General features: G+C 44.1%; 13 protein-coding genes. 4 read left to right on the top strand and 9 right to left on the bottom strand.

Annotation, left to right across the window (positions count from 1 at the left end; translation table 11 throughout):
- Positions 1-90: 90 nt before the first annotated feature.
- The 5 genes from EKM61_RS06235 to EKM61_RS06215 all read right to left on the bottom strand — a co-directional run bounded on the left by EKM61_RS06235 (position 91) and on the right by EKM61_RS06215 (position 4,256).
- Complete coding sequence (locus EKM61_RS06235) at positions 91-561, bottom strand: VOC family protein (RefSeq protein WP_125636173.1); 471 nt, start codon at positions 559-561, stop codon at positions 91-93.
- A 503-nt stretch (positions 562-1,064) separates the two neighbouring features.
- Positions 1,065-1,328, bottom strand: coding sequence for a hypothetical protein (locus tag EKM61_RS06230; protein ID WP_068223152.1), 264 nt, complete (start codon positions 1,326-1,328; stop codon positions 1,065-1,067).
- Between the two features lie 76 nt (positions 1,329-1,404).
- Entirely contained in the window at positions 1,405-1,587 is a 183-nt protein-coding gene (locus tag EKM61_RS06225) for a type II toxin-antitoxin system Phd/YefM family antitoxin (protein WP_068223145.1), read from the bottom strand.
- A 355-nt stretch (positions 1,588-1,942) separates the two neighbouring features.
- Positions 1,943-3,226 (bottom strand): DnaB-like helicase C-terminal domain-containing protein, encoded by a 1,284-nt coding sequence (locus tag EKM61_RS06220; protein ID WP_068223143.1) that lies wholly within the window; start codon positions 3,224-3,226, stop codon positions 1,943-1,945.
- On the bottom strand, positions 3,216-4,256 hold the full coding sequence (locus tag EKM61_RS06215) for a conserved phage C-terminal domain-containing protein (RefSeq protein WP_068223142.1): 1,041 nt from the start codon (positions 4,254-4,256) through the stop codon (positions 3,216-3,218). Before EKM61_RS06215 ends, EKM61_RS06220 begins: the two co-directional genes overlap by 11 nt.
- 812 nt (positions 4,257-5,068) lie before the next feature.
- Here EKM61_RS06215 and EKM61_RS06210 point away from each other — a divergent pair.
- Positions 5,069-6,232 (top strand): LCP family protein, encoded by a 1,164-nt coding sequence (locus tag EKM61_RS06210; RefSeq protein WP_068377023.1) that lies wholly within the window; start codon positions 5,069-5,071, stop codon positions 6,230-6,232.
- Positions 6,233-6,532: 300 nt separating this feature from the next.
- Here EKM61_RS06210 and EKM61_RS06205 read toward each other — a convergent pair whose 3' ends face one another.
- From EKM61_RS06205 to EKM61_RS06190, 4 genes are all read right to left on the bottom strand, one after another.
- On the bottom strand, positions 6,533-7,126 hold the full coding sequence (locus EKM61_RS06205) for a type IV toxin-antitoxin system AbiEi family antitoxin domain-containing protein (protein WP_068223133.1): 594 nt from the start codon (positions 7,124-7,126) through the stop codon (positions 6,533-6,535).
- A 120-nt stretch (positions 7,127-7,246) separates the two neighbouring features.
- A complete protein-coding gene (locus EKM61_RS06200; RefSeq protein ID WP_068223131.1) occupies positions 7,247-8,005 on the bottom strand; it encodes a hypothetical protein in 759 nt (252 codons plus the stop codon).
- A gap of 404 nt (positions 8,006-8,409) precedes the next feature.
- Positions 8,410-9,294 (bottom strand): RluA family pseudouridine synthase, encoded by an 885-nt coding sequence (locus EKM61_RS06195; protein ID WP_068223129.1) that lies wholly within the window; start codon positions 9,292-9,294, stop codon positions 8,410-8,412.
- 460 nt (positions 9,295-9,754) lie between these two features.
- Positions 9,755-9,856: a putative holin-like toxin gene (locus EKM61_RS06190; RefSeq protein WP_225359756.1), complete on the bottom strand. Its 102-nt coding sequence runs from the start codon at positions 9,854-9,856 to the stop codon at positions 9,755-9,757.
- A 541-nt stretch (positions 9,857-10,397) separates the two neighbouring features.
- On the opposite strand from EKM61_RS06190, the gene EKM61_RS06185 reads away from it, so the two are divergent.
- From EKM61_RS06185 to EKM61_RS06175, 3 genes are all read left to right on the top strand, one after another.
- The gene (locus EKM61_RS06185) at positions 10,398-10,958 is read left to right on the top strand and encodes a sigma-70 RNA polymerase sigma factor region 4 domain-containing protein (protein ID WP_068223124.1); all 561 of its coding nucleotides are present in this window, start codon (positions 10,398-10,400) and stop codon (positions 10,956-10,958) included.
- 248 nt (positions 10,959-11,206) lie between these two features.
- Complete coding sequence (locus EKM61_RS06180) at positions 11,207-11,422, top strand: hypothetical protein (RefSeq protein ID WP_068223121.1); 216 nt, start codon at positions 11,207-11,209, stop codon at positions 11,420-11,422.
- A gap of 330 nt (positions 11,423-11,752) precedes the next feature.
- The gene (locus EKM61_RS06175) at positions 11,753-11,998 is read left to right on the top strand and encodes a DUF2922 domain-containing protein (protein WP_068223118.1); all 246 of its coding nucleotides are present in this window, start codon (positions 11,753-11,755) and stop codon (positions 11,996-11,998) included.
- Positions 11,999-12,134: the final 136 nt, after the last annotated feature.

Genomic DNA, 12,134 nt, shown 5'->3' with positions numbered 1-12,134 from the left:
CTTAATTTACTATTTTCTTGAGTGCCCGCTAATTAGTTCCAATCCAAAATTATTTTCAAAAAACTAATGCCGCCTACAGTCTAACTACAATTAGGCCCCTGGGTTAGGCTGGGACCAAGAACGCAGTTGCAACATCCACTGAATTTGGTATTTATCGGTGAACATCCCCAGTTTGGCGCCCCAGCCCTGATCAGCCAAAGGCATATCGATTTTGATGGTTGGCTCACGCATTAGGCGGTCGTACAGAGCCTGTGCAGTCGCCGATTTCTGAGCATCATCGCTATCAATATCAAGCAATAGACGGGTACTGTTGGTCAAATGCTGATTTTGTTCAAAGTTGTCCGCCGCGTAAAGCCACTCACCTAAAATGGTAAATGCCGCGTGCATCGTTAACTGGGAAAAATCCACCCCACTTGGAACCTGCATGGCTTGCGCCGCCGCGGCCGTTACCGGTAGACGAACAATATTCTGGGCATCAAAAACGGTTTGATAATAAGCCAGTGCTTCCTTCGTATTAGCAAAAGTTAAATATGGATAAATTGCGCTGTGAGCCGTCATCATAATCCCTCCATCACTGGCAGTTCATGCTGTTACACTGCCTTTTCAACTACGTTTACATTAAATTGATCAAGTAAATGTAAAACCATTTTTTAATCACAACTAACTAAAATAGCCCTCATTAAAATCTATTATAGTCCCACTCCTAAATAAAAAAAATCAAGTTTTCAGTGACTTTCTTTTGTCTTTTGACACTTTTTCAAGGCAAGCCTTTCTATGTCTGAATCAGTGTTGCTTATGCAAGTATACCGCTTACATACTAATAGGGACACAGCAAAAATAAATTTACCGGTCCCTGTTTCATTGACACATCTAGCGTGTTTCTTAACTATTTTTATTAAAATAGTGGTGGGAGTGGTGGAAAAAGCGGTTAGGTTCTACTCCGCAATTGGGGATTATTATTGGCTTCGCTGACGATGTCGATCGAACTAAGATGAACCGAAGTCCGAATCGCAACCTACCTAGGAATGGTATTAGTAACCGTATTTTTCAACGCTTGGTCAAAATTAGTCTTCTTGCGCCCCTAACATTTTTAAAACAGCTTGCGCGTTGGCCTGATTCAGGCATAGAAAACGAACAAATTCTAGAAAATTCAGCCTATCACTTTGACGGTACCACAGCTGACCAAGCCGCCCTAGCCTTTCATCTGGATACAGCTTTCGATCTAAGTAATCTTTGGGGCACCAGGCTGAGCTTTGTGGGCTTGTCATTAATGTCCCCGACGCCACACGATTGCTAGGTGCAACCTTATTAGTTTCTGTTTCTGCCATGGCTTAGAACCTCCTTCTAGGATCGATACATTTTGCAGTAGTTATGCAATTAATTCCTTAATTGACATTTCATCCCTTACAGTTTCAATTTTTCACCTAGCAAATTCTGTAGTTCCGCCTGCCAGTGATGGGCCGCCAGCAAAACGACCACGTCACCGGTACGCGTGTTGCGAATTAGCAGGCTGCCGCTGTTCCGGTCCACCTCGCGGACTAGCCGGTTGAGCTGCGTTTTGGCCTCCGTCACGGTTAATTCTTGCATGAAATCACCTCCTAGCCTTTTAGGTCTATTTTGTGCAAGCACAAAATCCTATTTACGGATGATGTCCATTCTCCTAGTGCAAAGCTCGCACACTCGAAACATGGCACCTCCTAGCCTTTTAGGTCTATTTTGTGCAAGCACAAAATCCTATTTACGGATGATGGCCACTAGCGCAACAAGTATTGTTAGCAACTTAGAACCGTTGCCTTTATTTGCTTACGTTGTCCATAGCAGTTGCCAAGCAAGCTTGGACTGCTAGTGGCATTCTCCTAGTGCAAAGTTCGCACACTCGAAACATGGCACCTCCTAGCCTTTTAGGTCTATTTTGTACAACTCACACCTGCCAGCCCCTCACTTATTTAACCCTATTTTCCAGCTCCTCCCCGTGTTGGGGTAAAAAGATCATCTGCCGGGGGAGAAACAAAAAGCTGAGCTCGGCCAGGCTGCCAGAGCGATTTTTCTTAAACAATAAGTTCACGTAGCGCTCGGTCTGGCGCTCTTCGGCCTGATTGGGGCAGTAAAGAAAGGCCACCACGTTGGAATCCTGCTCGATACTGCCGGATTCGCGTAAATCTGCCAGCTGCGGCGTTTTGTCTGGCCGTTTTTCTAGCTCACGATTTAGCTGGGAAAATAGCACAATCGGGATATCCAGCTCGTTGGTTAACAGTTTTAATTCCCGGGTGATCTGCTCAATTTCCAGACGGCGATCACTAGAGCGGGCCTGCACTCGTTCCAAACTAGTGATTTGCAAATAATCAATCACCGCAAAATACTTACCCTTTGGCGCCCGCCGCGCGTTATCGCGAATCACTTTGATGATTTGTGGCAAAACTAAAATCTTATCGTGGAGATTCATTTTTTGTTTGATCACGGTGGGCACAATTTTTTTAACGCTGGCTTTTTCGTTGCCGGTCAAAACCCCCGCTGGATTGCTAAACTTGTTGACTGGAATGCCCGTGTGGTACGAAACCGTGCGGTAAAAATTATCTTCGCCGGTCATTTCTAGGGAAAATAAATCAGCCACCACTTGTGGATCTGTCCGTAAAGCGCTCTGAATTAAATTAAGGCCAAACGCTGATTTACCAACTCCCGGCCGGGCGCCGATTGTCCACAAAACACCACCGTGTAGGCCATTGCCCAAAACAGAATCGACGTCCGCAAAAGTTTTAATGCCCGTTGGCCGCGGATTGTCCAAATAGTGCAGCAAATCCGCCCCGTAATCGGATAATGGTTTAGTGGGCAACGCAGGCAAATTCATGTCGTGAAGTTCTTGGCCTAACTGCAAAACGAAATCCAAATTTTCCACACTGGGGTATTTCGTGTATTCACTGGCCCGGGCCTGAATTTCACCCTGCAAATACCAAAAGTGCAGGCCGTGGACCGCATCGTTAAAACTGGCCTCACTAACTTTGGCACTGCGCATTTCCTGCCACTGCTGCTCGTCTAATTCAGCCGGGAAAGTGGCCAAAAAGCGCGTCTGAATTTCGTTAGCACTTTTAAACTCACCACGATTGTCCAAAATAAAACGCAGCAGCGTCCGGTAATGTTCAGCTCCCAGCCACTTGGGTTGAATTAGTTTCGTTTTAATCACTTCTGGATGGAGCAACAAATAGGCGCAAATCTGAATTTCAAACATCATTTAAGGCGGCCTCCACTTCTTTTTGGCTAAAATTGGCGTGTTCAACTTCAATCACCCGCATGATTCTACTTAAATCACCGTTATTTTGCTGAATGATTAACTTTAAATACTCCTGACGACTGTGCTGGATCATTTTCGGTTTGGCGCCGTTACTAGGTTGAACGGGCAATTCGTTACAGTATTGGGCAAATTTGGCCCCGCAAATAGTTAACGGCCGAATGTAGGCGTGAAAATCGGTATTAGCCCATTGCTGCTGTTTGTACTGAATGACTCTTTTGATCAACGCAGGCGAATGACCGTTGCGCAACTGAATTAAAAGCGGCTGAATATTTTCAATGGCGACACCAAAATTTTTGCCGGTGAGTTGATTAAAGTCCCGCAGTAATTTTAATAGCACTTGCTTTTCCGTTGCCGTAATTTCTAGAGCATCCCACTGGGCCTGTTCCTGCAACTTAAGCAGCCGCTGCCGTCTCAAGGCCGCCTGCTTTTCCACCGCTAGTAACTGCTGGTAAGTTGGGGTTGATGCGTTAGTGGCCGAATTGGCCATTGCCCCGGACGTTGAATTTAAGCCTAGCCGAGTTGTTGGATTAAACCTTGCGACTGCTTTTTCTCCAGCAATAGTGTTACTTTGAAAATCAGCTTTCCCCCCAGTTGTTTCAGCGACTTGAAAACCTGCCTTCGCCCCGGCCATTGCGGCGGTCCCCTGCTTTTCGGGGATAACGTAACGTTGCCAATCCAGGATTTGTAAGTGTTGTTCGGCCGTCCAACAAACTAATTTGGCGGCGATTAAACCCGCTAATGTCGCTTCCAGGTACTCGGACCGATAGCTGTGACAAAAGTGGCGGATCTGCGCCAATTGAATGGGTTCGCTTTTTTTTAAATAGATTTCACCATGATCATTTACCTTGGCCGCCGCAAATAACAGTTCCTGAAATAAGAAATAGTAACTCTTTCCTTGACTGAAGTTGGTACTTCTAAATAGGTATTGAATTTTAGGACTGTTTAAAAAGTTATTTGGTAGTTGAATCATCTTCTTAAACCTCTTTTTTAAATTATTTTTTTAAACCTAACAGAACTAATAACAATTTAGCAGCCTATTTTGTGACCCAAATTGACCAAATTTCCGCCCAAAAAGCGTTTTTTTGTAAACTTTTTGTAAACTTTACAAAAACTTTACAAAAAGTTTTGTTCACTATTTCGTTTTAGTAAAAAGTCATTCATTGATTTTCCATGATCGCTTATCCTTCACAACGAGTCATGATCAGGCAATTCAACACGCCAAATAAGTACCGGCCAATCGGCTTATTTGCCATTGCTGCCAGCTGTGCTCCTTAGACTAGTTTTCAATAATCCACACCAATCCAGCAGTGGCTGCTTCCCGAGATTCGCCGCCATTTTTAGCCGCACTTCATAATCTTCAAAGTTTCTTTACAATTATCAGCGAAATTAGTGCTATTATTATTTAAATAATCAAACCATAAATTTAGCGCCGACCAAATACGTTTGAAAAAGCAGCTTCCGATGCTTTCCCGGACAAATTTAGTTTAAACGTGTTTGAAAAAAGCAGCTTCTTGCGGTGACTGAGATGAACTTAGTTGCAAGCAGTTATTGGCTTTATAACTGTGTCCCTTGGCTTTTGCCACAAGAATGGCCATCGTCCGTAGCATCAGGATTATTAGCGTTTTGGGCTGCGCTTCGGACTTCGATTCATCTTAGTCCGATCGCCATCGTAAGCGCGGCTAGTAATAATCCCCAATTGCGGAGTAGAACCTAACCGCTTTTTCAAACACTCTAGATCAACGAAAGAGGGTCGCTTGTGAGAAGACGTAAACAAAAAAACGGATGGGTAAATGGAAATGGGTCCTCATAATTGTGTTGCTGGCGCTTATTGGCGTCGCTGTTTACGCAGGGGTGGCTTACTACAAGGTTCAGCAAACCGCCAATGATGTTTATTCCAATGCCGATTCGGCTAGCAAATCAGCCAGCCAGCAAATTAAGGCCAAAAAGCCAATCTCGATCCTACTATTAGGTATCGATACTGGTTCCGATGGTCGCACCGATAAAGGTCGTTCCGACACAATGATGGTCGCGACGATCAATCCGAAAACCAAAAAGACAACTTTAATGAGTATTCCCCGGGATACCTTAGCTTCAATGAAGGCTGATGGCGAAAGCTCGATTCAAAAGATTAACGCCGCCTACCAAATTGGCGGTTCAACCACGGCCAAGAATACCGTTAAAAATTTACTTAACGTGCCAATTAACTATTACTTAACGATTAACATGGGCGGCATGAAGGATCTGGTCAACGCAGTCGGCGGCGTCACCGTCACTAGCAAGTACACCTTTAACTTCAACGGCATCACAATCACTAAAGGCACCCACCACTTAAACGGCAAACAGGCACTCACCTTCGCCCGCATGCGCTATCAGGATCCTTTAGGCGATTACGGCCGGCAATTACGCCAGCAACAAGTGATCAAGGCTGTTGCAAATAAATTGTTATCCGCCAACAGTTTGACCAATTATCAAAAAGTTTTGAACATCGTCAAAAAGAACATTCGAACCGACATTAGTTTTGGCGACATGACGGCCATGGCCAAAAGCTACCGGGCAGCTGGTGACACGATTAAGTCCGATCAACTGCAAGGCCAAGACGCCACGATTAACGGTGGCTCTTACCAAATTGCTTCTACTAAGGAACTTAATCGCGTCTCCAAAAAGTTGCGCAACCAATTAGGGCTGAGCGCGGCCAAGGTGGCCAACAAGGAGGTTTCCATGAATAAAGCGAACCCTTACTTTGATGGCGTCAACTACACCACCTACAATGTGGAAACAGACACCAGCGAAACCGACGCCACCGGCACTGAAGGTACTGAATCTAGTGGGACTAACGAAACTACAGGAACCACAGGAACGCAAGGTAACACCCAGCAGAGCAGCAGTGGTCCTACTGCAACCTGGTCGCAAAATAACAGCGCCAACCAGCAAGGCGCTAACTGGTAGTGCGTTCTACCGGGACATAAAACTGACTAGCAACTGTTTTTCATTGAAAGAAAGTAAATTCAAAAGGCGTCCACCTGACTAAATTAGCCGGGCGGACGCCTTTTTTTGGTGAATTTTATTTGGCAAATGACTGGAAAATCTTGATCCTGCGACCGGTAAACGTCTTATTTGCTGGTTTGGGTCGGGTTTGGAAAAACGGAAGTCTAGTATCCTCCGAGCACTCCCTGGGATCAACATTATTAAGCTTAGCCTGTTTTTTCACATAGGCCTTCATTTGCATGGCGTTCGTAAAACGGTCCTTCATAGTAGTACTCCCATATAAGTGCGCATTTTTTCTTCAACCTTAAGTAGCTTGGCAAAGTGCATCAGCTGAATCAGATTTCTATCTGACCGTTTAACGTAAGCCTGCATGGCATTCCGAATAATTTCATCTTGCGCAATATGTGGTGAACGAATAATATCACATAGTGTTCGCTCAATCCCATAAACCGCTACTCGATTGCCATATTCTGTCTTAACAGTTGTAACGCCAAGCCTTCTTAGAGTTTCAATTTGCCAGTAAGGCCTAATCCTTAATTCTTCAAAATGTGGTGAGTTATAGCCTCTAGGAAAAGTCATTTCTAAAAAGTTTGGTGTTTTATCGGTCAGGTCGTACAGATGCAGTGCTGTCTCCCTACAAAAAATTCCTTTTGTAAACCGTAACTGTGCCAAGGCAAATTCATCCTCAAAAGAGGTTGGATCAATGTACACCCCCGGTCCAACGCGTTCAATTAACCCTTGTTTAACCATTCGACTTAAAATAGAAGAGACGATCCCTTCCAAAAGAGCTTGTTTGGCCGTAAAAATGCCATTGTACTTGGTTAGTAATAATTGCGCCTGGTCGGTTAACACCATTCTTTCACCCTCGTTCTATTGTTCCTTATATACGACATTATATCATATTTAGTTGTACATAAGGAACATACCGTAGCAAAAGAAAAATTTATTTTTAAAAATACCTCCTTAAAGAAAAAGTTAAGAAAGCCCACAATACCGCCGTTCCCTAATCTGCATCTGTTTGCTAAGCTGCTTGTAATCACGGTCATCGAGAAACTTGTAAACCCTTTTCAAATCGACAAGGTTTTCTTTAATGGCCTTCCAATCAGGCTGCTCTAATTCAAAATCGGCCATCGTGCGGGAAAAGTAGCCGTCGTTAGGGACCGGATAACTGATGGTGACCTGATAGTCGCTAGTCATCCGCAATAGTTGCTCACTGCCTTTGCGCAGATTGAAACGCAGCCGGGCCGCCTTGTGCATCGACCGCATTATCGTTTGAGCCTTGGCCCCAACCCGCACCTGTAGGCCAGTTGTAAAAACGAGATCACTCACCGCAGCCGCCACTGGCTGGGCGTTATCAAAATGTTGCCCAACCACCCAGTACAACTCTTTAGTCCTTTCACGACTCAGCGGCACCAACACCAAGCGTCCCATTGTGTAGGGCACCAATCGCGTTTGCCCAGTTGAACGGGCCAGCCGTTTCGAATCGCCGTAGTGAAAGCATTGCTGATTAAAATAACCCATGACTAATTTTTCGACAGTTTCCGGACAGAAATACAGGTGCCCTTCCACCGTGACCACAACGCTATAATACAGCTCCCCCGCGCGTTCCACCGCCGGATTCAGTTCCGCCACTAACATCGCGTTACTGCCTAACTCATTGTGCTGGTGAAAACGCGCCTGCTCGTAATACTGCGCCAAGTTCGTCACGTCAATCAGGTTCGGTAGCTTAGTCATCCCAGCCACCACCCTGCCGCTTAAAATAACAACTGTCTAATTTATTCCCAAAAGTAATCACTAATTTACCCCTCCATAACTGAATTCGCATTCTTTTACGCAATTTGCGAAAAATAATGCCTTTCCAGCATAGCAAATTTGTTAGCGTTAACAAATAAAGGTGGGAAAATTTTAATTTAAAACCGCGATCTTCTAATTCCTATCTCGCGTAATCGTCATTTAGTTGCCACCGTGCTGTTAGAGAATTTAATTAGGCGCCTAACGTTAAACTATGCTCACCCATTTTTCAGGACAGCAATCAATCTAAAAGACTAATTTTGGCAAACAAAAAAGGACCCAAATACAGATCCCACCAAAAAATTAAATTCAATCATTAACCAGCAACGACCACCTTAACCAGCCCTTCAATCCGCAAGCCTTAAAAAGCTTTCCGGCAGCGGCGCCGTTACCATAACTGGCGTAAAACTAAAGGGCAACAACAAACGCATTTTTGCCGAATGTAAAAATAACCGGGAATAGGCCGCGGCCTGGGGATCGTACAACGGATCACCTACCACCGGGTGACCTAGATAACTAAACTGCACCCGAATTTGGTGGGTCCGGCCGGTTTCTAATTGAATCGCTAACAACGATTTGGTCGGTGTTTCTTGCAAAACGCGGTAGTGTGTGACTGCCGTTAGCGCGTCCGGCCCACCAACTTGCCGTTTGCGTTTATCTAACGGATCGCGCCCAATTGGTAAATTGATCGTACCCCTAGCCGGCAAATGCCCGTGAACCCAGGCCCGGTATTGCCGCGTGATTTTCTTACTACTAATCAAACAATTGAGAATCGGCAGCACCACCGGATTTTTTGCAACAACAAGAGCCCCGCTAGTAGCACGATCAATTCGGTGAACCACATAGGCCGGCGACTGCAAATAAGCCGTGACGTGACTCATCAGCGTGCCCTGCTCCTCCGGCCGATTCGGGTGCGTTTTAATCCCCGCCGGCTTGTCCACCACCAATAAGTCGTCATTTTCGTATAAAACGTGCACCAAACTAGCGTCACCACCATGATAATCAGGCCGTGGCGTGCTGAAATCCCCCGCGTAAAAAGTTAGTAGCACATCATCACCCGTTTTTACCGGTGTGTAAACAGATTGATAACGCCCATTTATCCGGACTATGCGCCGAATTCGCAAATAATAACAAATTGTTTTCGGAATCAATAAATCACGACGCAGATACTGCTTTAACCGGTGGCCCGACTGCGCGGCGGTCACGGTACAGTGATACTGCCATTTTTGCATAACATTCTTCCTTCAGTTTTCAGACTACTTTTAGTTTAACCAAAAATAAGGACGCTGCCAAATTGATTTGGGTGTGAAATTAATCTCAGAGCAGTGCAGATTTGTTGATGAATTACACTTATTATGCTATCTTGAAGATACAAAAAACGGGATCTGCACATACAGATCCCTCGCAAAAACCGTTTAAGACGGTTGACATTTTGTATATTTTAACTAATAAAAATTAGTCGTCATACTTCGTCAAAAGTATAGTAGACGGCTATTTTTTATTGTCATTAAGTAGTTTAACAATTGCGATGAGGTATAATTCATTGATGAATGACACTTATTATGCTATATTGAAGATACAAAAAACGGGATCTGCACAAACAGATCCCTCGCAAAAACCGTTTAAGACGGTTGACATTGTATTATTGGACTAAAATAGTCGTTCATACTTGGTCAAAAGTATAGTGGACGGCTATTTTTTATTGTCATTAAGTAGTTTAACAATTGCGATGACTAGGCTGATCAGGGATATTACAAACATCCCAAATCCCAACATTAACGTCAACGCTGCCACTACAGACAACTAGGCACCCCCTTTCCTACTGGATTTTGATCATCACACATAGTGACCATCTCACTTTCAGATTGGATTTGCCAACCGCCTCAACTTCCTTGCTGATGTGATTATAGCATAAGAAATTCAATCAAGATACGAAATAAAATTTAAATTAATAACTCTGTTTAATAGCACAAATTTCCTACTACATAACGGAATAACCTGCGTAAAACGGCCCCTACTTTTTTGCAATTATTGGGCCAAATTAGATTAACCTCTCACTTTTATGCCACCCATAAACTATAGTCGAAGACATTTTCTTGTCTTCGGCTTTCTTTATACCAATTCCGATTAAATACCCACAAATATTCAAAAAGTCTCCCCACCCAATAGCCTTTATCATTGATTTGCCGAACAATACTTGGCCGACATTTTTCATGATTTGCTTGTCACATCTTAAAGTTAGCGTTTACATAGTTATTTTTAATTTTGTTATTCTTAAACCGTTTTCTAGCGCTAGGAAACACAATTCTGCCTTCACGGCAAAGGAGTGTTTCTGTTGACCCAAAAAACTGATTTAGAACAACAAGCCTTTTCCTGCCTCGCCGCCAATCCTGGCATCATTTACGGTGCGCTCAAGGCCGCCGGTATCTATTACTGGCATTCGGAATTCGCCGATTATTACCAAGATAGCGTCCTCGATTACGTCACTGGCTTCGTGGATTACTACCAAAGTGGTAGCCAGCTCAACCGGGAAAGTTACATCTACACCCACATTATTTGGGCAAACAAAAATCGCCGGAATAATTTTAGTAAACAACAAAATTGCTGCGTTTCTAGCGAACTACTGCAACGAACCGAAAAGCCTGACGATATGGCCGAATTTACCACCAAAGAAGCCAGCCAATTCAGTGACCTGATTGCCACAATTCAGGCCGATGACCATTTTAACCTGCTGATGACTAGACTTAGCGAAAATGAGCGCTATTACCTCTGGCGCGCCTACCGAGCCGATAAAAACATGGTCCAAATTGCCAAGGAGTTAGGTATTAATCGCCGCAGTGTTTACCGAATTCGCGATCGAGTTCGGCGCCAGGCTGAAAATCTGTTCAGCGATTAAGGTCACAAATCCGGCCGCTAAATTGTTATTAGTATGTAAGGGTAAAAATGGTGGCCACCTGATTAGATCTTACAAAATATTTAGAGTGCGGAAAAAGTAGTAAAATTGTTTAAATGTGCTCCAAAAGGCAAATTCCTGCGGTTAGCTACAGAAGTCGTCTCGGCCGTTTCACGGCCAATCCGCCTTCTTAGGCTAATCCTCAGAATTTAACCGCCTTTTTCTGCACTCTATAACAGGAGGACAATCTCATGGATGATTGGATTAAAACGAACGTTGAAATTAAGGTCACTGGACCTGACATCGCCAACGAAGCGACACGGGTTTTTCATGACTGCAAAGAAGAAGTAACGCCAGAACAGCTAACTGGTCTTGGCAAAGTTGTTGAGAATCTCTCCGGTCAGCGTGCCAACGCCGCCGTTACCGTTTATTACCGCCGCCACGACTTTCCCGGAATTGAGGAATAGTCCAGCGAACTAGACCGTGTTTGAAAAATAAGTCCCCGGATGCCTTTCCAAACACGCCTAAATTAATGAAATGCGGTTTTAGTCATTGATTTAACGAGTCCCACTGCCAATTAGTGATCACACTGACTATAGGTTAACTGTAGAATTCAGGCGCAAAAATACACGGATTAATCGAAAACTACAGTTAGTCTCGCAGACGATCCCAAAACGGCCTAAGCATTAAGGCGATGCTATTTTTTCTAGGTACACTAGAAAAAATAACCAGCCGCCGTGACTGAAATTTTGCGATTAGCGTAAAATCGATCCTAAAGAATTAAGGAGGTCCCACCTATGAAACAACTTGATATGGAATTTACCAGTGAAAACGGCAAAGAGAAGCATTTGCGAATGAATTACGCTTCCCAGAATCTTGACGAAACAACTGTCAAGACGGCAATGCAGACAATCGCCGAACTAAAAATGTTCGAAATCGATTTTGCCAACCCCTACGCCCACCCAGTTCAGGCCAGCTACACTGAACGCACAGTAACACCAATTTTCAGTGATAAGAAAAAGAGTGAAAAAGCGGACGCGTAAGCTTGTAGTTTAACGCACAACTAGTAGTACAGTAATTACCAATTGGGTTAGTTTTCTTCTAACTAAAGGTTGAAAGTTAAATAGTTACCCAATACCCCAGTCTGCTGGGGTATTTTAATACAAAAATAGACATGAA

The organism is Loigolactobacillus backii (assembly GCF_003946275.1).
Lineage (GTDB): Bacteria > Bacillota > Bacilli > Lactobacillales > Lactobacillaceae > Loigolactobacillus > Loigolactobacillus backii.
The sequence above is the reverse complement of the archived record's forward strand: the minus strand, read 5'-3'. Positions and strand labels throughout refer to the sequence as shown.